Here is a 20,443-nt window from a genome sequence, read left to right on the forward strand (position 1 = left end):
CACGATCAGCAGGCGCATGCAAACCCCTACTTCTTCGCCGTTGCCCTCTTCTTGGCCGGGGCCTTACGGGTGGCGGTGCGCTTGACCGGTCCCTTGGCGCGCTTCTCGGCCAGGAGCTCAACGGCCTGCTCACGCGTCAACTCCTCCAGGGAGGTGGCACGCGGAACCGTGATGTTGGTGATGCCATCGGTGATGTAGGGGCCGAAGCGGCCTTCCTTCACCACGATGTTCTTCTCCGACACCGGGTCCGGACCGAACTCCGCGAGCGGCGGCACGGCCGCGCGGGCACCGCGCTGCTTGGGCTGCGAGTAGATCTCCAGCGCCTGTTCCAGTGTGATGGTGAAGATCTCCTCCTCCGAGCCGATCGAGCGGGAGTCGGTGCCCTTCTTCAGGTACGGGCCAAACCGGCCGTTCTGCACCGTGATGAGGTTGCCTTCGGCGTCCTCCCCCAAGGCACGGGGCAGGCTCATCAGCTGCAGTGCCTCATCCAGCGTTACGGACTCAACAGTCATGGACGCGAACAGCGAACCTGTGCGCGGCTTGGCCTTGACCGGCTTCTTAGGCGGCTTGGGCTTGCCGTTCTTGTAGTACTCCACCGGCTGGGCGGCGATCTGTTCCTCGGTCATCTCGGGGATGACCTCGGTGACGTACGCGCCGTAGCGGCCGTTCTTGGCAACGACGGTGTGTCCGGTGTGCGGGTCCGTCCCCAGCACGCGTTCCTCGGGAGCGGCGGTTTCCATCAGTTCGATGGCTTTCGCGGCGGTCAGTTCATCGGGGGCCAGGTCCTCGGGCACGTTGGCACGGGGTGACTCGACGATCTCGCCCGTCTTGGCATCCACGGTGGCGGCGGAGCTTTCGAGGTACGGACCGAATTTGCCCACGCGGAGGGTGATCTCGTCCGTGATGGGAATGGAGTTGATTTCCCGGGCATCGATTTCGCCGAGGTTGTTGACGATGCTCAGCAGGCCCGGGTCGGAGTCCTCGCCGAAGTAGAAGTGCCGGAGCCAGGAGGCGCCCACGGCCTGGCCGTTGGCGATCTTGTCCAGGTCGCCTTCCATGTCCGCCGTGAACTCGTAGTCCACGTAGTCGCTGAAGTGCTGTTCCAGGAGCCGGATCACGGAGAACGCGATCCAGCTCGGAACCAGGGCCGAGCCCTGTTTCCGCACATAGCCGCGGTCCTGGATGGTGGAGATGGTGGAGGCATACGTGGACGGGCGCCCGATGCCCTTCTTCTCCAGCTCGGCCGTCAGCGACGCTTCGGTGTAGCGCGGCGGCGGCGAGGTCTCGTGGCCGATTGCGATGATGTCGGCGGCGGTGAGGGAATCGCCCTTGGCCACGTTCGGCAGACGGCGGGCTTCGTCGGAATCGTCGTCGCCGCGGGTTTCGTCCTTGCCTTCCTCGTAGGCTGCCAGGAAGCCGGGGAACGTGATGACTGTGCCTGAAGCGGAGAACTCGGCGTCGCGCCCGTCCGAAGCTGCAGCACCCAGGCGGATGGTCGCCGTCGAACCCTTGGCGTCGCCCATCTGGGAGGCGACGGTGCGCTTCCAGATGAGTTCGTAGAGGCGGAATTCGTCGCCGGAGAGCTGCTTGGCCACCTGGGCGGGGGTCCGGAAGGAGTCGCCGGCGGGGCGGATGGCCTCGTGCGCTTCCTGTGCGTTGGCGGCCTTGCCGGTGTACACACGGGGGGACTGCGGGATGTACTCGGGGCCGTACAGCTCGGAGGCCTGGCGGCGGGCAGCCGTGACGGCTTCGTCGCTCAGCGCGGAGGAGTCCGTACGCATATAGGTGATGTAGCCGTTTTCGTACAGCCGCTGGGCCACCTGCATGGTGCTCTTTGAGGAGAAACGCAGCTTGCGGCCCGCCTCCTGCTGCAGCGTGGAGGTGGTGAAGGGCGCTGCCGGGCGGCGGGTGTAGGGCTTGGTATCGACGGAGCGGACACGGAACTCGGCGTTCTGCAGCCCTGCCGCCAGGGACGTTGCCAGCTCCTCGTTGAGGTGCGCCACGTTCTTTGAGGTGAGCACGCCGTCGTCGTTGAAGTCGCGGCCGCTGGCCACCTTGGCGCCGTCAACGGCGGCGAGCTTGGCCTTGAACGAGCCGGCGTCGGCACCGAACTGGCCGGTGAGGTCCCAGTAGGACGCGGCTTTGAACGCCATGCGCTCCCGCTCGCGGTCCACCACCATACGGGTGACCACTGACTGCACGCGGCCGGCGGACAGGCCGCGTGCCACCTTGCGCCACAGCACCGGGGAAATTTCGTAGCCGTACAGGCGATCCAGGACACGGCGGGTTTCCTGCGCGTCCACCAGTGCCGAATCGACGTCGCGGAGGTTGCCCATGGCGCGCTGGATGGCTTCCTTGGTGATTTCGCCGAACGTCATCCGGTACACCGGAACCTTGGGCTTCAGCACCTCGAGCAGGTGCCACGCGATGGCTTCGCCCTCGCGGTCCCCATCGGTTGCGAGATAAAGTTCGTCGGCGTCCTTGAGCGCGGCTTTGAGCTCGGTCACCTTTTTCTTTTTGTCCGGGGACACCACGTAGTACGGCTTGAAGTCGTGGTCAATATCGACGGCGAACTTGCCCACGGAGGTTTTCTTCAGCTCTGCAGGGAGTTCGGACGGCTGCGGCAGGTCGCGGATGTGACCGATGGAGGCCTCAACGATGAAGCCCTCGCCAAGGTACTTGGCGATGGTCTTGCTCTTGGCCGGAGACTCCACAATCACGAGTTTCTTGCCGGTTTTGGCCTTGCTTGGCACGGTGCTCCTACAGAAAAAGGTTGCTCGGGCAGATGCGCCCATACTGGCCTAGTTCACCATATTTTGCCCAATTGTGCGCATCCATGTGGAAAAGAGGGTGGTTGGCGGGGCACCGTTCGGCTCCCCCGTCCGTGCCCTATCCGGCGGCGGGAATCAGGAAGCCGTCACGGACCAGGTTGGCCACTTCGGCGAGCAGACCGCTCCGGAACGTGCCGCCGTCGAACCCCTCGTCCCCGCCCAGCAGGGCCTCCAGCGCTCCGGCTATCTGGCCCGCAGTGAGGTCGCCGTCGCAGGCCGAGACAAACCCGGCGAGCTCCGTGCTGAGCAGGTTGGTCCGGCGCAGGCCGGCACCCTGTCGCAGCAGGATCACGCCCGGGTGCTCGGCGCCCGGACGCTGGTGGCGCTCTTCGGTGACGTCCTCCGCCACGAGCAGGTGCGCGTCCCCGATGCTGTTGGCGGCGAGCCAGTCCAGGCGTTCCAGCGCCGCGCCCAGGTGCGGGCCGATGGGCTGCTCGATGGGGTAGGTGATTTCCTCGAACCGGTTGAAGGCCTGCGCCGGCGGAACGGGCCGGCGCAGCAGCAGCATGCCGAAGCCGATCCCCGCGACGTTCCTGGATTCGAAGTCTGCAAGGTACGCCTCATACGCGTCCCGGTAGTGGTCCCGGTCCCGGCCTTCGGAGGCGTCCCGCAGCCAGGTTTCGGCGTACTGCTCCGGGCTGACCAGCTCCCGCTGGATGAACCAGGCATCCACGCCGGCTCCTACCCAGGACTGCGGGCGCTCCTGCCAGGCAGCTCCGTCCGCCACCTCCCAGTTGCCGAGCATCTGGGCCGTCCCGCCCGGCGCCAGGACAGTCGGGAGCCCGGCCACGAGGGCGGCAACGATGCCGTCGCCCGGCAGGCCGCCGTCGCGGTACGTGAACTGTTCGGAGGCATCCTCCCCCGCGCTGCGGGGCGTGATGACGAAGGGCGGATTGGAGACCACCAGCCCGAAGTCCTCTCCGGCCACCGGTTCCAGCAGCGAGCCGAGGCGCAGGCTCACCCTGTCCTCCAGCCGGTCCGGGTCCACGCCCAGGGCCGGCGCGTTGAGCAGGATATTGAACCGGGTGAAAGCGAGCGCGCGTTCGGAAATGTCCGTGGCCGTGACGTGTTCGCAGTGGTGCAGCAGGTGGAAGGCCTGGATGCCGCAGCCTGTGCCCAGGTCCAGTGCACGCGCTGTGTGCCGGCGGAACGTGGTCTGCACCAGGGTGGTGGAGGCCTGGCCGATACCCAGGACGTGGTCGTGCCGGAGTACCCCTTCCTGCTGGTGGGCCGCGAGGTCGCTGGCCACCCAGAGTTCGGCACCGCCGCTGCCGTCCTCATTGGCGTCCCAGCCGTAGGGCCTCAGGTCGGCTTTGGCGGCCAGGAGCCCGGTGCCGGGAACGGGCTCCACCAGCCCCAGCGCCAGGAGGCCTTCCGCGCGGATCCCCGGCAGGGCGTCGTCGAGCGTTTCTTCCGGCTGGGGCACGGCCAGGAGCCACAGGCGTACGACGGCGGCAAGCGCCTTCGCGCCGTCGTCCCGCCGCACGGCGCGCCCGGCAACCAGCAGTGCGGGGATGGTCTGGTCCCGGTTCAGGGCGGTGTAGGCCGATTCGCCCAGGAAACGGGCCACTCCGTCAAGGGTGTACTCCACAGCACGCAGGTCCGCGGCGAGGGCGCGCAGGAGGTCCGGAAGGTCGCTGCGGGGCGCATCGGGGGTGTTGCCGGCGGTGAACTCGTATGGGGATTTAGGCACCGCTCAAGTTTAGTGCGGCTGATGCGGGCCGGTCGGCGGACTTCGCGGCCTGCCGGACGGGGTAGCGTGGAGGCATGCCAGCAACGCTTTCCGTCCTTCCGCGCGCCCGGAAGCAGCCCGCCAGCCCCAACCGCATCCCGTGCAAAGCCGCGGTACTGGCAGGCCTGGCCGCCGTTGCCTTGGCGGGGTGCTCGCCGGCGGTGTCGGTGGAGAACGCTGACGTGCCCGGGTGGCAGGCCACGGCGCTGCCGTCAGCTCCGGGGAGCGTGCTGGACGACGCCGGGAAAATCCTGGACCGGAACCGGATCATCCGCGAGGCGTCCAATGTCGCCGCCGGCCGCTACACCCTGACGGCAACCTGCGAGGGCGGGGGAAAAGCGTTCTTCGCGGTATCGCTGGACGGGGCGGATGTGGTGGACGCCGGGGCCGCCTGCAACGGCAGCAGGGAGATCACCAGGATCACGCTGCCGCGGTCCGGGAAGCTGGAAATCAGCACCTCCAGCGTGGATGCCCCGCTCATCTACGCCTATCAGCTGACGCCGGCCGAATAGCTATGGCCCGCAGGGGCGTGCGGGCTTAAAGTCGGACTATGCCCAGTGTGCGGAAATTCTCCGCGCCCAGTCCGGTGCGGACAGCCCCGGCGCCGCTGACACGAAACCCTGCGGCCGCCGTCGTCCTCGGCCTTGTGCTCGCGGCAGGGCTGGCGTTGGGCGGCTGTGAATATACGTACGACGACGGGCGCTGGGCCGATTCCGCCGATGCCGGGCAGACAGTGGCCCCGGCGCCCGCATTCACCCGCGATCCGCTGCAGCGCGAGCCGGTCAGCGAAGCTGAACTTGGCGCCTGGGTGGCCCGCACGCTGCCCGACACCGGCGACCCCGTAGTCCATGCCGCGGCGGGCCTGCTGGCAGCGGGCGAGGTGCGGACGGAGACGACCCCCGTCGTCGGCACGGGCACCTATGCCCTGGCACTGACCTGCCGAAGCCAGCGGCGCGTGAATTTCACCGTACGGAGCGACGCGCTCACGCTGGTGGACCTCGGCCTGCGGTGCGGCATCAACCGGGAAAACGTCATCTACCTCTCGGCCGAAACCGCGCTCACCATCACCGTTGAGGCCAGGACAGGCGCCAATTACGCCTACCGGCTCCGGCTGCTGTGATGGCTGCTGCCGTTTCGCCTGGCCTAGGCCGCGCCCTCAACGGCACAGCCTTCGGGGCAGCGCAGCGTTTCCGGGCTGGAAGCACAGTCGGCGCAGTACAGGGTGAGCGTGCGGCAGCTCGGGTTGGAGCAGTTCTCGAATTTGCTGGTGGGGGCTGCGCAGCGGACGCACTGCCCGATGGTCTTGGCGTCCTCGCTGAATTCGAGGTGCATTCGCTTATCGAACACGTAGAGCGAGCCTTCCCAGAGTCCCTGGTCCTTGAAGGTTTCGCCGTAACGGACGATCCCGCCGTCCAGCTGGTACACCTCTTTAAAACCGCGGTTGACCATCAGGCTGGAGAGCACCTCACAGCGGATGCCGCCGGTGCAGTAGGTGACCACCGGTTTGTCCTTGAGGGCGTCGTACTTCCCGGACTCGAGTTCCTTGATGAAATCGTGAGTGGTGGCGACGTCGGGAACGATCGCGTCCTTGAAGCGGCCGATCTGTGCTTCGAAAGCGTTCCGGCCGTCGAAGAAGACCACCTCTTCGCCGCCTTGTTTCTTCGCGTCCACAAGTTCGTGCAGCTCTTCGGGCTTGAGGTGCGTGCCGCCGCCCACCACGCCGTTGGCGTCCACCCTGAGCTCGCCCGGCGCGCCGAACGAGACGATCTCATCGCGCACCTTGACGCTGAGCCGCGGGAAGTCTTCCGCTCCGCCGTCGGACCACTTAACGTCGATACCGTGGAATCCCTTGTATTCGCGCGTCGTCTTGACGTACTGCTTCACCGCGCCGATCTCACCACCCACCGTGGCGTTGATGCCGTCCTTGGAAATCAGGATGCGGCCGGTCAGGCCCAGCTTTTCGCAGAGGGCACGCTGCCAGAGCCGCACGGCGTCGGGGTCGGTGATAGGGGTAAAGCCGTAAAAGAGGACAATCCGGTTCAAAGCCACGTATTTAAGGGTACCGGCTGGGATTCCTGCGGCCTGCCCCGCATCAGCCGCCCGCGGGCGCACGGAGGTGCCGCATCACAATTGCATAAGCACCTCGGTTCTGGCCCGCCTACCCCTGTTGCTTGTGAACGGCGTGCAATATTCTCATCGCATGAGCCCGGAAACCATGGTTAACGACATCACTGGCCTTCTCGACGTGTGGGTGGCCGGCTGGGCAGGTTGTCGCGGTTACCGGACATCCTCCGAAGGCCGCTTCCCCGCGGCTCTCCGGTCCGACACGTCCGGGGAGTGGGAATTCTTCGCCTCCGATCCCACGGATACGGAGTTCGCCGTGCTCGCAGCGAAGACGGCTGAAGTTCCGGCCAGGGTCCTCACCATCCTGACCAATGATCTGGCACGCTACTCGGAACTTGCCCGGCAGCACGGACTGAACGTGACGTCCAACTCGCAGGCTATGATGATCGTGGACATGGAAACCCAGGATGCAGAGGATCCCTGGCTTTCGGACGACGACCTTTCTCTCGCTACCTCCGAGCACGACGGTGTGCACTACGCGGAGGTCCGCTCCGGTGAAACCTTGGCTGCCAGCGGCCGGGTTTTTGTGGTGGGCGATACCGCGGTGTTCGACAAGATCATCACCGAACCGGCTTTCCAGCGGCGCGGCCTGGGCAGTTTCATCATGCGGGCACTGGCGGCGCAGGCGTTTGAGCATGACGTCCAGAGCGGGCTGCTGCTCGCGTCCCGTGATGGCCAGAAGCTCTACTCACACCTTGGCTGGACCACCGTTTCCCGCGTGCTGATGCTTTCGGCCTCCCATGACGGGTCCGACCTTTCCCTGAGCTGAGCGCCCGGCGGCACATCCCGGTCTGCGGTTTCGTTGTTCCCAGCGTTTTCATTGGTTCTCCCGACGGCGAACCCGGCTTGTCCGGCTCCCGGCGGGTGAAACAATATTGGGGTGAACCCCCATGACTCCCTGATTCCCTTGCTGGGCCGCGGCCCGGACCCGGAACAGCTGCGTCATGTCCGCACCATTCCCGCCCGGGAGGCGGTGCACGAACCGTGGCCGTCGTGGGTCCACCCGGACCTGGTTGCCGCCTATGGTTCGCTCGGCGTCCGGCAGCCCTACCGGCACCAGGTTGAAGCCGCTGACATTGCCCACGGCGGCGAACATGTTGTGGTGGCCACCGGCACGGCGTCGGGGAAGTCGCTCGCCTACCAGTTGCCCGCGCTGGATGCGATCCACCGCTCCGAGCTTCGGGTTCTCGCCGAGCCCGGAAAGATTCACGACGACGGCGCTGTCACCCTTTATTTGTCCCCCACCAAAGCCCTGGCCGCCGACCAGCTGAACGCCATCCGGGCGTTGCAGCTGCCCACCGTGCGGGCAGAAACCTACGACGGCGACACGGACCCGGCGTCCCGGCGCTGGATCCGGGACCATGCCAATTTCATCCTGGCCAATCCGGACATGCTGCACTTCGGGATCCTTCCCAACCACGCCTGGTGGGCGGCGTTCTTTCGACGCCTCCGCTACGTGATCATTGACGAGGCGCACAGCTACCGCGGCGTCTTCGGCTCGCACGTGGCCAACCTGATGCGCCGGCTGCGGCGGATCTGCGCGTACTACGGTGCAGGTTCCACCTTCCCCGAGCCGGTGTTCATCGCCGCTTCGGCCACAGCGTCCGACCCCGACGTCTCCTTCGCCCGGCTCATCGGCGCCCCGGTCAAGGCAGTCGCGGAAGACGGTTCACCGCACGGTGCCACCACCGTGGCGTTCTGGGAACCGGCGCTGACCGAGCTCCGCGGCGAGAATGGTGCCAAGGAGCGGCGCACGGCCGTGGCCGAGACTTCGGACCTGCTGGCCAACCTGGTGTCAGCACACGTCCGCACCATTGCCTTCATCAAGTCGCGGCGCGGAGCAGAGACCATCTCCTCCATCACCAAACGCCTCCTGGACGAGGTGGACCCCAGCCTGCCGCAGCGGGTGGCTGCCTACCGGTCCGGGTACCTGCCCGAGGAACGCCGGGCCGTGGAGAAGGCCTTGCGTTCGGGCCGGCTGTTGGGTGTTTCGAGTACGTCTGCCCTGGAGTTGGGGATCGACATTTCCGGGCTGGATGCTGTCCTTGTGGCCGGCTGGCCGGGGACCAGGGCCTCGCTGTTCCAGCAGATCGGACGGGCCGGCAGGGCAGGGCAGGACGCGATCGCTGCGTTTGTTGCCAGTGACGATCCGCTGGACACGTTCCTGGTGAACCATCCGGAAGCCATCTTCGACGTCTCGGTGGAAGCCACCGTTTTCGACCCTGCCAACCCCTATGTGCTGGGCCCCCATCTCTGCGCTGCGGCCGCGGAACTGCCGCTGGGACCGGCCGAGCTGGACCTGTTCGGCACCACCGCCGAGCCGCTTCTGGACCGCCTGGTGGCGCAGGGCTATCTCCGGCGCCGCCCCGCCGGATGGTTCTGGACCCATTCCCAGAGTGCGGCAGCGATGGTGAACCTGCGCGCCGACGGTGGCGGGCCCGTCAGTATTGTTGATGCCGATACCGGCTCCCTCCTCGGAACGATGGACTCACCGCAGACCCACTACCAGGCACACACCGGCGCCGTGTACATCCATCAGGGCGACAGCTACGTGGTGGAGGACCTCAACGAGGACGACCACTGTGTGGTGGTCCGGCGCGCGAATCCCGACTACTACACCACCGCCCGGGACGTCACCCAGATCGAGGTGCTGGAAACCCAGCGCACCGCCAGGTGGGGTGACGTTTCCCTGCACTTCGGCGACGTCAAGGTCACCACCCAGGTGGTGTCTTTCCAGCGCAAGGCCCTGATCTCCAATGAGATCCTCGGCGAGGAACCCCTCGACCTGGGTGCCCGGGAGCTGTTCACCAAGGCGGTGTGGTTTGTGGTGGACAACCGGTCCCTGACCGCCGCCGGCCTGATCGAAGCCCAGTTCCCCGGCGCCCTGCACGCCGCCGAGCACGCAGCAATCGGCCTGCTTCCGCTGGTGGCTTCGAGTGACCGGTGGGACATCGGAGGCGTTTCCACTGCCCTGCACGCCGACACCGGGGTGCCCACCATTTTTGTGTATGACGGGCACCCTGGCGGGGCAGGCTTCGCGGAGCGCGGTTTCGACAAGGCGAAGGTCTGGCTGGCAGCGACGCGCGATGCCATCAAAGCCTGCGAGTGCGAATCCGGCTGTCCTTCCTGCGTGCAGTCTCCCAAGTGCGGTAACAAGAACAACCCCCTGGACAAGCCCGCGGCGGTCACCTTGCTGGATGTCCTGCTGAGGGATGCCACCGAGGCGACCGCCGAGAGTGTGGAAGCCCAGCGCTGACGCCAGCTCTTCCTCCTGCTCAGGGTGGAGGTCCGGCGCGGGCACGGCCGCGCGCCGCGCCGAGCGCGGTCGGCTCGATCAGTTCCGTCCGGACTTCCACTGTCTGCCCGGTACCCTCGGAGCAGCTGACGACCATGGCGGCATGACGCGCCGCGACTTCCGCTGCCACATTGCACGGCTCGCCATCGGTGACCCCGCGCAGGGCGTCCGCAGCGGCGAGTGCCGCAAGGTCAGCGGCGGCTGCGGCCCTGCTGGCCAGCACGGCAGACTGCGCCAGGAGCAACAGCAGCGCCATGGCCGTCATCACCACCAAAGCCAGCCCGGCCGCCAGGACTGTGCCCGAGCCACGCTCCGGGCCGTCCCGGGCATGACCCCGCCCGATCATGCGTTGCCTGCCACAGACCGGCATGCCAGCGGAACTGCACCGCGAAATGCTGCCCGTACGCTATCCGGAAGTTCGGCCGGAACTGCTGCCGGAATGGCCGCGCCCTCCGCAGGCGTCTCGCTGCGGGTGGAGGCGCGGGCCGTCAGCGTCCAGGGGATTGATGCCCCCAGCGGTCCCCCGACGCGGTCCGTCACGGTGACGCTCAGCCATTCTCCGTCCGCTGCAACGGCGGCGGACGCCGATGCCCCCGAAAGGGTGCGGACGATCCTCTCCACGGCGGCAGAATCGTCGCCGCGGGCCAGGGCCCGGGCGCCTGCCCGGGCTCCTTCCTCCAGCCGCAACTGGGTGACACCGGCGGCGGCGCCGGAGAGCAGCATGGCCAGGAGGAGCACAACGGCAGGCAGCGTCACGGCAAACTCTGCTGTGACAGCGCCCTGGTCTCTCGCCCGCCGCAGGCGCACTGCAGCCGGCACACCCGTCATGGCAATGCCAGCGCCGTGCGGATCAGGTTCAGCAGGAAGCCGCGCACTTCCTCGCTGCGGAGGATGAATACCAGCAGCCCCGCGAAGCCTACGGCCGCCAGGGGAGCCGTCCTGCTGGGTCCGCTACTGCGCCCGTGGGTCCAGGACGCCCCGGACGGTGACGGACTCGGGCAGGCCACCCACCAGGGGTCCGGCCACCTCCACGCGCAGGTCCAGCAGTTCCGCCAGCTCTAGCCGCTCGGCGTCCCCGAAGCCCTGCAGCCGCTCCGCTGCCCGGTCGGCCAGAGCAGCAAGCTCGGTGAGTTGTCGGACGTTGCCCCTGGCCTCGGGTCCGCTGCTCTGCAGCGCTTCCAGCTTCGCCCGCACGTCCGCGAGCTGGGCGCGGTACTTGGCCACCCTCGCCAGCAGCTCCTCCGGCTCGTCCGCCATGAACGCCTCGTCGGTGGCCCGCTGGATTGCCCGGGTGAGCTTCCGGGCCTGCTCCCCCAGCCGCTCCGCTTCCTGGTTGTCGGCCTCGCTGGTGGTGCCGCTGCGGGTCCACTCGGCTGCGAGCTTCAGCAGCCGCTCCCGGTCGCCCAGCACCCCGACCACTTCGTCCCAGACTGCGGCGTCCAGCTTGGCGACGTCGATCTGTCGGCAGACGCACTCCGGCTGGCCTGCCTTCGGCCTGCGTTTGCACTCTGGCCGGTAAATCGGTCTGCGGAGACCGGAGCGCTCCAGCACCAGGACGCCGAGGTAGTGCCTGCCGCAGGTCCCGTGGACCCTGGTGCTGAGCCACTGCCGCTGCTGGTTGTCCTGCCGCTGGCCGGACCTTGGAGCGGCGTCCAGGGCCTGCTGCAGCGCGTCGAAGGTTTCCCGATCCAGGGGTGGCTCGGGCAGCTCCAGAACCACCGGGTCGCCGTGCTTGGGCTTGCCGGTGCGTGCGTCGGCCTGGGTCTTGAAGTAGCGGTCCCCGGTCTTGCCGACGTGTCCCCAGTGGTGTTCCCCGGTGACCAGGGCCGGGTTGCGGAGCATTCGCCGGACGACGGTGTGGGACCACTCGGCCCCCGTTCTGGTGGGGACGCCCTGGCGGTTCAATTCGCGTGCAATTTCGCCTGTGGTCCGGCCTGCGAGCGCGGACTTCACCATGTAGGCCAGGGCGTCGCGCTCGGCAGTGTCGGGGACGGGTCGGGCGACTTTGCCCTTGCCGTCCAGCCGCCAGCCGTAGCTGGGCTGGCCTCCGGGCCAGCCGGAGCGGGCGAGCTTGGCCCGCTGCCCGGTGACGGACCTCGCCCGGATCAGGTCGCGCTCCATCTCGGCAACACCGGCAAGGACCGTCCGCATCATCCTGCCAGCGGGCGTCCCGAGGTCCACCTGCTCACGGAGGATTACCAGGGTCACCCCGAGCTGCTCCAGCTCGTCGGTGACCTGGATGGCGTGGGAGGCGTTGCGGGCCATTCGGTCCAGACTGGCCACGACCACGGCTTGGACCTCACCGGAGCGGCAAGCGGCCAGGAGCGCCTGCCACTGCGGGCGGTCGTTCTTGGCCCCGCTGAGGCCCTCGTCCACGAACTTGCCAGCAAGCTGCCAGCCCCGGGCCTTGATGGCGCCCTCGCACTGCTCCCGTTGGGTGGTCAGGCTGGACCCGTGGTCCACCTGGCCTGCCGAGCTGACCCGCCCGTACCATGCTGCCTTCATTGCCTTCTCCTACAGCTTTACCCCGGTCCCCCGGGGCTGGCTGGTTGTGGTTGGTTAGAGTGCGACCCAGTTACCGGAGCCGTCGCGCTTGTCGTTCACCTGGGTGACCTTGCCGTTGGTCCGGGTCGGGTAGGTCCAGCGGCCCCGCTTCACCGGCTCGGCTTCGGTCCACTTGCTGCCCTTGGCTGCTGCACGGTCGGCCTGCGCCTGGGCCTTGGCGGTGAGCCGGTCAGCCATTTTGAGGGCCTTCGCCCGGAGAGCGTCGGAGCCGAGGTCTTCCTCGCTGTACTGGCGCTCGTGGCCCTGCAGGCGGGAGGCGACGAGGTCGCGGGCCACCAGTCCGGCGTGGCGGGCGTCGTGCCCGGGGCGGTAGAAGCTCTTCGCGCTCTGGGTGGCTTCCCCGCAGCCGCAGTTGCACTGGACGGTGACGGCTTCGGTCTTGGCGGTCTGGGTCTTGGTCATTTTCGGCTCCTGTTGGGTGTGGGGTTGGGTTAGAGGCTCTTGATGAGCTGGAAGAACTTCGCCAGCTCCTCTGCGGAGAGGACGGCTTCGGCCTTCATGACCCAGCGCATCTGGGCGGTGTCGGAGTTGGCTGCGGCGACCTTCGCTGCGAAGTATTCGGCGGTCTGGGTCTTGGTCATTTCCGGCTCCTCGTGTGCGCTGCTGCCTTGAAATTCAATAAAAACATTGAGCTTGACTCTTGGACAAGTATCTGGTATAAGCGAAGGCCCTGGACGGCAACCGTCCAGGGCCTCGCCCTAGTGCTTCGCCGCCGCCCGCTCCAGGGCTGAGGTCGGGGTGACCCGGACCCAGTGTTTCCAGTCCTGCACTGACTGGGCCAGCCACTGCTGCAGACGGGGTGGCGAGTCCGGACGCTCCGTGGCCCACTCCCTGACCTCTCGGAGGCTCGTCGGGACGGAAGCCACCCTGCCCGCCACGAGGTCCGAGAAGAGCAGCTCGGACAGCTTCCCCGCTTCGCTGCCGTGTGGCTGCCCAACCAGCCAGGAGACGAACGCTGCCTGCTCCTGGCTGGTCATCCCAGGACCTCCATTGCCGTGCGAATACCTTCCCGCAGGTCAGCTGCAGCCTGGGCGTAGTCTCCCTCGGGCGAGTAGGGTCCCGACTCAATGAGTTCGTCAGCGTTCAGCAGGAAGTCGTTGACGGCGCTGGCCACCGCCAAGGACTCTTTGGCCGAGGTGAGGAGGGCCTCGTCGAGTGCGGCCTGTTGGGCAACCGCCGTGTTGTAGTTCTGGTGAATTCCGGCGAGCATCCGGGCGAGCTTCTTGTTCTTCATTTGAGGTTCCTTACTTGTGAGTGGAGGTCTGGGGTCGCGGGTGCGCCCCCGAGGCCACGGAGGCCAGCACGGACTCCGAAGCCACCAGGGAGCACCCGCCCCGAGAGGCCCCCCGTCCTGCCGTCCCGGCCCCTAAAGGGTCCGGGACGTCGGGACGATCCGGGGAAGAGCGTCCCGGGACGGTCCGGGACGGTCGGGACGGCGGGGCTTCCGGCCCGGAAGGACGCGGCAGAGGCGTCCCGGCAGCTCCGGGACGATTGGTGCCCGGAACCGTCCCGGACGAGGTACTCAGAGAGGCAGGCGTCCCGGGACGGTTCCGAGGCCCTCACGAGGCGACTCCCGTCAGGTCCAGGGCGGTCTGGTCCGGTACCCATTCGAGAGGGCTGCTGGGGCTGGTCCTGGTCAGCACACCCTGGGCCACCAGCCACTTCACGACCGTCTCGATCTTCTGCTTCGAGCCGTGCTGCTTGATTGCCTCGACCTCGTGGAGCTTGCGGACCGCGAACGTCTGCGGGTGGACGCTGCGGTAGTGGCCAGCCACTGCCTGCACCAGCTCGGACTTGACGAAGGCCTCGGCCTCGTCGGCCTGGGTGAACTCCTCCACGTCCAGGAGGATCTGGCCGTTGCCGGTTGAGACGTCCACCTTCCAGCGGTCGCCCTCGGCGTAGTCACCGAAGCGGTTCTTGTTGCACTCGATGGTCATCACGCCGTCCTTCTCCTTGCTGAAGGGTTGGGTGGCCACCACCGCGAGCTGCACCGCCGTGAGCTGAAGCTTGATTGACGCTCCCCGGCTGTAGCGTCCGGTGTCGCCCTTGGTCTTGTGGTCAATCAGCAGGACCGTGACGCCGTACTTCTCAGCCAGCGGCAGGACCACCGAGGTCAGGAAGCCGCCGACCTCGCCGTTGTCGTTCTCCGGCCTGCCCGCGATCGCGAGCGCTGCACCCAGGCTGTCCACTACGACCACGCCGACCTCGCCCGAGGAGACCAGCGCGTGAAACTGGGTGGCCAGCTTGTCCAGGTTCCGTCCGCTGGGTGCGAGGTAGGTCAAACGGTCCTTCAGCAGCTCGGTGCTGGCCCCCAGGGCCACCAGCTTGCCGAGCGCGTCCCGGGGTCCGGCTTCCTCGTCCAGCAGGACTGCCCTCTTGCCTGCCCGCATCGCGTCAATGGCCCACTGGTAGCAGAGCACCGACTTACCCGAGGCAGGTTCACCGGCAATGATGTGGACCGACCCTTCGTAGATCAAGTTCCCGAGTCCGAACCGAGGCGGTGCCGGGTGGTCCGTACTGAACCACTCGTGAAGGTCCAGGCCGATAAACAGGTCCTCCGGGGTCCGCTCCACGTTGCGCGGGCTGTCGGCCCCGGCGAGCATGCCCGAGTCAATTGACTTAGGGATTTCGAACTCATTCAGTCCGGCCTGTCGGCCTGCCTCTTCCAGCGCTCCCCGGACAACCGACTCCGCCAGCCCGCCACCCGCCAGGATCTGGCCGAGGGCGAACGCGGACTTGTTGAGCTGGTCGTTGCGGGTGCCGCCGTCAGCGTTAACCACCGCCAGCAGTTCGCGGACCAGCGCCACGCCCTGGCCTGCCTCCCCGAGTGGCTGACCGGAGCTGGGCTTCTCGGGCTTCGGTGCCACCGCCCTGGACCTGAGGAGTGCCCGCAGGGCCTCCGGGGCCTCCGGCAGTTCGTCGACTCGCGGGAGCCGTCCCCCGTCGCTCGTCCGGTAGGTCAGCCCTTCGAACTCGGAGCCGGGACCGACCACGAAGCCGCCGTTGCCCCTGACGTCGACTCCGTCGGCCAGGACGCTGGCGCTGTTCCGGATTTCGCCGGACGGGTCGCGGAAGTAGACGTGCTGGCCACCCGAGGCAGTGTTGACGACTAAGGTCTTCGGTGCGTCCGGCAGAAGCTTGGCCCACTCTCCGGGTCCGTCCTGCCCGCTGTGGGTGTCCAGGTCCACCAGCGCCAGCCCAGCCTTGCCTGTGTCGATGCCGTAGGCGTTGGACTTGAAGGGCCAGATCCTGAGCAGGTGCTCCTGGTCGGTGGTGGACTCCTGGGTCCACTTCACGAGCGGGGTCTTCTGGAGCCTGCCCTCTTCGTCGCGCCACAGCCGGACCGGGAACACCGGGTAGCCTGCTTGCGCTGCAGCTAGCGCGGCTTGTTTGACCCTTTCCTTGGCGCTGTCGCCCCCCAGGTTCGCCTTAACCACGGTCGACCTCCTGCTCTTCACGGCAGAAGACGCATGTCTCCGGCTTGGAGACTCCGCGCTTCGTGTGGGCTGTGACGTGGCCACCCCGGGAGGGCTTGCCACGGCGGGATGCGGCGTTGCGCTCCCGCCAAGGGTCGTTCGGGTCGGCCACCTTGGCCAGCATGGTTGCCCGCATCTTGGCCCTGGCCGCTGCGTCGTTGTACGGCATTTACTTCACCTCCCCGGTGTCATCGGAGGTGGCTCCTGCTCCAAAGAGCAGGTCAAGTAGGTGTTGAAATTTGGCGTCGTCGAGACGCGTCTGGGTGGTAACCAAAACAGGCTCTCCTGGCGGTAACCCTGTGCGGGTCCCCCGGGCAGTTGAAAGGTGCTCAACGGGGGTGATTACACAGGCTGTAACCCCACCGGAGCTTCCCCGACCCGACAGCCATTTCCAGTTTGGCCTGTACCGCCTTGGCTCCTGCCCACCGTAGTGAGGGGATCGCCCTGTCGTGAAACCATCACAACACGGCTTTTAGTAGTCGCGCAACTAGTGCGGCTCCAGGTCGCGTGGCGAGTACAGCTGAGGCCCCCGCCGAACCGACGAGGGCCTCGAACCCGACCGTGCAGGAGAACCCGGAGCAAAACTCCAGGTTGGCGGGTTACCAAGCCGCCACTCCCATTCCAGCACCGGGTTTGCCAGCCACACAACCAGGGGTCGCCCGTACGTACAGGAGAACCCGAGAGCGGGCTTCCCTTGAACCGGGACGGCCCGGGCGGTACTCGTGGCCCCGGAAGCCACGCGAGGTCCTCCGTAGTACCAAGACGGGGCGACGACAGGCCCCGGACAAGCGAAGACCCCCGGTGGAGTTACCACCGGGGGTCTTCGGAAGTTGCAGCCCAATGCAACTGGAGGTGACGGGGCGGAAAAGCGGGCAAGGCCAAAAGACCCCGTCCCGAAAATCGGAACACGAGGTTTAGCCCTGCCACAACTACTGAGACGAGGACACCTCCCCCAACTAAGTTGAGGGAGGCGTCGACCCTCCGGCTAAAGCGTCGAAAGGTATTTGAGGAGACCCAGGACCGTCGTAACCAACGTGGCGCTTGTCGTAAGGACCAGGCATACCTGCTGGAGGCGGTGGGGGCGGTTCGGTTTTGACGGTTCGGGCTGTACTGCTGCCATACTTCGGTAACTCCTTGGGATAGGTGAGTTGCCGAAACCTGCTTACAGTGCCGTGTCCAAATGGGTAACCTAAGTAGCCAAACGGTTGACCGGAGTAGCCATATGGCTACGAATATAGCCAAATGGGAACAACTTGCGCTTGCACAAGCCCTACTCCGGCCCGTATGTTTGAGGTGTTAGAACATTCCTTAAGTTTCCTTTCGGAGCCGGTATTTAGCGTGCGGGTTTCGACGGTTGGGACTAAGGCACGACCTCGCCCGCTCTGAATGCCAGTTCAGAGCGACCACGGCGAGGTCGATTTGTATCGCCAGGAAGACAGTAACCCGACTTCCTACGTCCAGTGTAAGCGCTTACAAATTCCGCCGTCGAGTGCTGTATTACACGGGTGCTGTTCAACCCCGCGTCGTCCACAGCTTCAGCCCACCAAAATCCCCGGAAACACGCGGAACTCCCTTCGGTTATCCACAGGCTGTGCAGTGTCAGAATCTGTGTTTACTTGTGGACCACAGAGTGCGTTAATCGCCACCAGATTGCCTCTGAAAACGGGTCTTTTGGCCCAACGCCTTATGAAGACCTCTTGCGCGACGTCCTCGCCTCGCGCACGCACAAATGCGCTCGCACGACCCCTCCCCTCCTGAGCCGGGGAGGGGGAGGACACTAACACGGTAGCCCTGTCTCAGGGCTGGCAGCGGCCAAGGCGTGAACGCCCCCCTCCTGCAGGTGGACCCCCGGTACCGGTTGGGCTGGTACCAGGGGTCCCCTGGGGTGGAGCAGGTCGGTCATCGAGCCAGGAATTGGAGGGACTCTCGCGGCCTTCCGGGTCAAGTGACGAAACCCCGGTTGACTCCCAAGGCGGGCCTGTTACGGCCCGCCCAGTCTTTGGTTTAGGCGTCGACGAACGTGGCTTTCACGATTGCGGACGGGCGGACCACGTCCACCTCGGCGCGGGTTTCGACGCGGGCCTGCAGCGTGTTCTTGGCGAACCCGGAGGAGGCGTCCCAGTCGACGTGCGTGCGCCCGTCCGTGCTGACGTTGGCGGAACCCTCACCCAGTACCCAGGCGGTGTTACTGGGTACCAGTCCGGACAGGGCTACCGGCTTACCCCAAACCCGCCTGGTCTCCTCGTTGACCGCCGTCCCGAGGTCGAACGCACCGGAGCTGTTGCGCTTGGTGACGATTCCTTCCCAGTCGGTCGGGTTGAGGATGACGACGTTCGCGGTCTCGCCGCTGTTGTCGAAGATCGACAGCGCCTTCCGGATGGAGACCAGGTCGTCGACCTGGCCAGCGGGTGCCGTGTAGAGCTGGATGCCGGAGGTGTTGTTCAGGCCGGTGAAGTTCTCCCCGGTGCCGTCCCCGTTCAGGACCTGGTCCTCAATTTCGAGCTGAATGGCGTACTGCAGCTCGGACTGGACGAACAGGTCCAGGTTGGTGAAGTCCTCCAGGTCGTAGCGGTTCACCGGCTCGGAGAGGGTGGCCACGATCTTGAGGCGCTTCTCGAAGCTCTGCAGGGTCATTGCCGAGACGGGCTTGGTTGCGCCCGGGGCCACCACGCTGGCGTTGGGAGTGCGGCTGACCTGCCGGAGGATTGAGTAGACCGCAGCGCGGCGCACGACCGGGAGTGCCTGCAGGAAGCTTTGCAGCGGCTTGGCCAGGGTCAGCGGGTTGGCCACCACAAGCGGGGTGTCCACAATCTGCGAACCCGTGGTGATGAGCGCCTTGGACCCGGCAGGCTTTATCGACTGGGCAATCTTCCGGCCAAAGGCCTTGGAGTTGAAGTCCAGGTACTCGGTGCCGCCGTCGAGCGGTTCGCCGTCGACGGGGGCCGACTTGCCAATGGCGTCCAGGAGCGCACGGCCCTTGGTGCCCCGGGCGAAGTCCTCCGCTGCCTTGAGCGTGGCCTCAACGTCTGCGTTCTCGGCGTCCGTGAGGTTACGTCCGGCCTTGATTGCAGACCCGACCAGCTCCTGGGCTGCGGCCAGCGCCAGGCTGCGTTCGGTGTTTGTCTTGAAGTGCATTTTGGGTGCTCCTTTCGAGAGCGGTAGAGGTGTGGACGCCTGGAGGCGTCCGTTTCTACGGCTCGAAAGGACTAGCGGGCCTTGAAGCTTCGCTCCTCGCGGACCTTGCCCTTGCGGGTCCTCGGTCGGCTGGTGCGTCGGTTCCTTGGCTGGCTGCAGTTCGACTGCCGTGAAAGCGCTGGCGGGACCTTCGACCGGAGACGGACCCTTGCGGGCTGGCCTGACCGGGCTGGGGTGCCCTGGCTTTCGTTTCCAGGGGAACACGCATTTTGGGTGTCACACAACCAGGCACGGTTGCAGTTGTGGTTTCCTGTAGAGGTGGCTGACCAACTCGCCCTTTTGGGCATCATCGCAACTGTCGTCCTTGGGCTGGGAGCAATAGCTGCCACTATTTACGTTTTCCGCAAGCAAAGTCCTCGCCGTGAATTTTCCTACGACTTACGGGCGACTCCGCTCGTAAGCGGCGCGGTGCGGGGTTCGGACAGGCTGACCCTAGCTTACGACGGCTCCCCGGTAACCAACCCGTACCTGGTCACTTTGCAGCTCGCGTCCAGCGGACGAGCCGACATCACCTCGTCCAGCTTCGACGGGGACAAGCCAATCCTGTTCGAACTCAATGTTCCGATCCTCGCCGAAATCGAGCAGACCCCAAGTACCAGTACCGTCAGTGCACAGCTGCAGTACAACGGCGAAGGGTCCGTAATCCAGCTCCCCCCGTCACTGCTGCCAAAGGGCTTCGGCATCCGAGCGTCCTACGTCTGCGACGGCGAACCCACTCTTGAACCCAAGATCGAGCTGGCTGACATAACCATTCGAGATGGGATTCGATCTTTCGGGGAGAAGAACAAACTCTGGCTCAATGCAGCCGTTTTCGCGATTGGTGTGGCAGCGGCGGGGCTTGGTGCTCTGCTCGCCGAGTCCATCATCTTCAAGGGTCTCACTCCCTGAAAACCAAGACCCAGTAGGACAGCCACCAGCGTGGCGATGGCGTACTCCGCCGTTGCCATTCCGGCTTCAGATCCCAGCAGGCTCCGCATGCCGGTACGCCGCCGCGCTGTTGCTCCAGGGTAGAGCTCCACCACATTCGGCGGCAGCAGGGTGTTCCCGGCCCGGGGTGCGCGGGCGGGTTGGGCCGGAGCGGTGTGCTGTTTGGTGCTTTGCCGGGCTGCTGCGAGCGCTGCGGTTCCGGCGGCGTAGTGGCGGTCCTGGTTGATGGACATGCGGTGGTTCCTTTCTGTGGGCCGGCAGGATTGCCGGCTGGTTTTGACTCTTCCCGGCCGGACCG

The 20,443-nt window shown here is 66.3% G+C and carries 19 protein-coding genes and 1 pseudogene; 5 read left to right on the plus strand and 15 right to left on the minus strand.

Going from position 1 to position 20,443, the window contains the following annotated elements; all coding sequences use genetic code 11:
- Window positions 1-26 precede the first annotated feature (26 nt).
- Both topA and BACI348_RS17265 read right to left on the minus strand, forming a co-directional pair.
- Window positions 27-2,753: a type I DNA topoisomerase gene (topA, locus tag BACI348_RS17260; protein ID WP_159828313.1), complete on the minus strand. Its 2,727-nt coding sequence runs from the start codon at window positions 2,751-2,753 to the stop codon at window positions 27-29.
- Window positions 2,754-2,889: 136 nt separating this feature from the next.
- Window positions 2,890-4,524 (minus strand): DUF7059 domain-containing protein, encoded by a 1,635-nt coding sequence (locus tag BACI348_RS17265; protein WP_159828316.1) that lies wholly within the window; start codon window positions 4,522-4,524, stop codon window positions 2,890-2,892.
- Between the two features lie 74 nt (window positions 4,525-4,598).
- Here BACI348_RS17265 and BACI348_RS17270 point away from each other — a divergent pair, with 74 nt between their 5' ends.
- Window positions 4,599-5,075 (plus strand): DUF6023 family protein, encoded by a 477-nt coding sequence (locus BACI348_RS17270; protein ID WP_159828319.1) that lies wholly within the window; start codon window positions 4,599-4,601, stop codon window positions 5,073-5,075.
- Window positions 5,076-5,113: 38 nt separating this feature from the next.
- Entirely contained in the window at window positions 5,114-5,683 is a 570-nt protein-coding gene (locus BACI348_RS17275) for a DUF6023 family protein (protein ID WP_159828322.1), read from the plus strand.
- Between the two features lie 23 nt (window positions 5,684-5,706).
- Here BACI348_RS17275 and trhO read toward each other — a convergent pair whose 3' ends face one another.
- Window positions 5,707-6,612, minus strand: a complete 906-nt coding sequence (gene trhO, locus BACI348_RS17280) for an oxygen-dependent tRNA uridine(34) hydroxylase TrhO (RefSeq protein ID WP_159828325.1) — start codon at window positions 6,610-6,612, stop codon at window positions 5,707-5,709.
- 151 nt (window positions 6,613-6,763) lie between these two features.
- On the opposite strand from trhO, the gene BACI348_RS17285 reads away from it, so the two are divergent.
- Together BACI348_RS17285 and BACI348_RS17290 are read left to right on the plus strand one after the other, a co-directional pair.
- Complete coding sequence (locus BACI348_RS17285; RefSeq protein WP_159828328.1) at window positions 6,764-7,456, plus strand: GNAT family N-acetyltransferase; 693 nt, start codon at window positions 6,764-6,766, stop codon at window positions 7,454-7,456.
- A 111-nt stretch (window positions 7,457-7,567) separates the two neighbouring features.
- Window positions 7,568-9,943: a DEAD/DEAH box helicase gene (locus BACI348_RS17290; RefSeq protein ID WP_159828331.1), complete on the plus strand. Its 2,376-nt coding sequence runs from the start codon at window positions 7,568-7,570 to the stop codon at window positions 9,941-9,943.
- 19 nt (window positions 9,944-9,962) lie between these two features.
- Here BACI348_RS17290 and BACI348_RS17295 read toward each other — a convergent pair whose 3' ends face one another.
- From BACI348_RS17295 to BACI348_RS17345, 12 genes and pseudogenes are all read right to left on the minus strand, one after another.
- Entirely contained in the window at window positions 9,963-10,328 is a 366-nt protein-coding gene (locus tag BACI348_RS17295) for an Rv3654c family TadE-like protein (RefSeq protein ID WP_159828334.1), read from the minus strand.
- Window positions 10,325-10,738, minus strand: coding sequence for a TadE family type IV pilus minor pilin (locus tag BACI348_RS17300; RefSeq protein WP_236557613.1), 414 nt, complete (start codon window positions 10,736-10,738; stop codon window positions 10,325-10,327). The genes BACI348_RS17295 and BACI348_RS17300 overlap by 4 nt, the downstream gene beginning before the upstream one ends.
- A gap of 68 nt (window positions 10,739-10,806) precedes the next feature.
- Window positions 10,807-10,917: pseudogene (locus BACI348_RS17305) on the minus strand (DUF4244 domain-containing protein); the annotation flags it as partial.
- A 16-nt stretch (window positions 10,918-10,933) separates the two neighbouring features.
- A complete protein-coding gene (locus BACI348_RS17310; protein WP_159828340.1) occupies window positions 10,934-12,487 on the minus strand; it encodes a recombinase family protein in 1,554 nt (517 codons plus the stop codon).
- 54 nt (window positions 12,488-12,541) lie between these two features.
- Entirely contained in the window at window positions 12,542-12,949 is a 408-nt protein-coding gene (locus BACI348_RS17315) for a hypothetical protein (RefSeq protein ID WP_159828343.1), read from the minus strand.
- A gap of 29 nt (window positions 12,950-12,978) precedes the next feature.
- Window positions 12,979-13,128, minus strand: a complete 150-nt coding sequence (locus BACI348_RS17320; protein ID WP_159828346.1) for a hypothetical protein — start codon at window positions 13,126-13,128, stop codon at window positions 12,979-12,981.
- A 117-nt stretch (window positions 13,129-13,245) separates the two neighbouring features.
- Window positions 13,246-13,524, minus strand: a complete 279-nt coding sequence (locus BACI348_RS17325) for a hypothetical protein (protein WP_159828349.1) — start codon at window positions 13,522-13,524, stop codon at window positions 13,246-13,248.
- Complete coding sequence (locus tag BACI348_RS17330) at window positions 13,521-13,781, minus strand: hypothetical protein (RefSeq protein ID WP_159828352.1); 261 nt, start codon at window positions 13,779-13,781, stop codon at window positions 13,521-13,523. Before BACI348_RS17330 ends, BACI348_RS17325 begins: the two co-directional genes overlap by 4 nt.
- Window positions 13,782-14,106: 325 nt before the next feature.
- Window positions 14,107-15,984 (minus strand): bifunctional DNA primase/polymerase, encoded by a 1,878-nt coding sequence (locus BACI348_RS17335; protein ID WP_159828355.1) that lies wholly within the window; start codon window positions 15,982-15,984, stop codon window positions 14,107-14,109.
- On the minus strand, window positions 15,977-16,192 hold the full coding sequence (locus tag BACI348_RS17340) for a hypothetical protein (RefSeq protein ID WP_159828357.1): 216 nt from the start codon (window positions 16,190-16,192) through the stop codon (window positions 15,977-15,979). The genes BACI348_RS17335 and BACI348_RS17340 overlap by 8 nt, the downstream gene beginning before the upstream one ends.
- 816 nt (window positions 16,193-17,008) lie before the next feature.
- On the minus strand, window positions 17,009-17,143 hold the full coding sequence (locus BACI348_RS20925; protein ID WP_268892363.1) for a hypothetical protein: 135 nt from the start codon (window positions 17,141-17,143) through the stop codon (window positions 17,009-17,011).
- A gap of 884 nt (window positions 17,144-18,027) precedes the next feature.
- A complete protein-coding gene (locus tag BACI348_RS17345; RefSeq protein WP_159828359.1) occupies window positions 18,028-19,158 on the minus strand; it encodes a phage major capsid protein in 1,131 nt (376 codons plus the stop codon).
- Window positions 19,159-19,476: 318 nt separating this feature from the next.
- On the opposite strand from BACI348_RS17345, the gene BACI348_RS17350 reads away from it, so the two are divergent.
- Window positions 19,477-20,106, plus strand: coding sequence for a hypothetical protein (locus BACI348_RS17350; protein WP_159828362.1), 630 nt, complete (start codon window positions 19,477-19,479; stop codon window positions 20,104-20,106).
- Window positions 20,107-20,443 lie beyond the last annotated feature (337 nt).

This window comes from Arthrobacter sp. 9AX (assembly GCF_902506095.1).
GTDB lineage: Bacteria > Actinomycetota > Actinomycetes > Actinomycetales > Micrococcaceae > Arthrobacter.

Bases quoted from the DNA above. Each gene is read 5' to 3' on its own strand.
- BACI348_RS17315 (WP_159828343.1), bottom strand. From the start codon at position 12,949: ATGACCAAGACCCAGACCGCCAAGACCGAAGCCGTCACCGTCCAGTGC.
- BACI348_RS17310 (WP_159828340.1), bottom strand. From the start codon at position 12,487: ATGAAGGCAGCATGGTACGGGCGGGTCAGCTCGGCAGGCCAGGTGGAC.
- BACI348_RS20925 (WP_268892363.1), bottom strand. From the start codon at position 17,143: ATGGCAGCAGTACAGCCCGAACCGTCAAAACCGAACCGCCCCCACCGC.
- BACI348_RS17295 (WP_159828334.1), bottom strand. From the start codon at position 10,328: ATGATCGGGCGGGGTCATGCCCGGGACGGCCCGGAGCGTGGCTCGGGC.
- BACI348_RS17325 (WP_159828349.1), bottom strand. From the start codon at position 13,524: ATGACCAGCCAGGAGCAGGCAGCGTTCGTCTCCTGGCTGGTTGGGCAG.
- BACI348_RS17285 (WP_159828328.1), top strand. From the start codon at position 6,764: ATGAGCCCGGAAACCATGGTTAACGACATCACTGGCCTTCTCGACGTG.
- BACI348_RS17330 (WP_159828352.1), bottom strand. From the start codon at position 13,781: ATGAAGAACAAGAAGCTCGCCCGGATGCTCGCCGGAATTCACCAGAAC.
- BACI348_RS17345 (WP_159828359.1), bottom strand. From the start codon at position 19,158: ATGCACTTCAAGACAAACACCGAACGCAGCCTGGCGCTGGCCGCAGCC.
- BACI348_RS17275 (WP_159828322.1), top strand. From the start codon at position 5,114: ATGCCCAGTGTGCGGAAATTCTCCGCGCCCAGTCCGGTGCGGACAGCC.
- BACI348_RS17340 (WP_159828357.1), bottom strand. From the start codon at position 16,192: ATGCCGTACAACGACGCAGCGGCCAGGGCCAAGATGCGGGCAACCATG.
- BACI348_RS17270 (WP_159828319.1), top strand. From the start codon at position 4,599: ATGCCAGCAACGCTTTCCGTCCTTCCGCGCGCCCGGAAGCAGCCCGCC.
- BACI348_RS17320 (WP_159828346.1), bottom strand. From the start codon at position 13,128: ATGACCAAGACCCAGACCGCCGAATACTTCGCAGCGAAGGTCGCCGCA.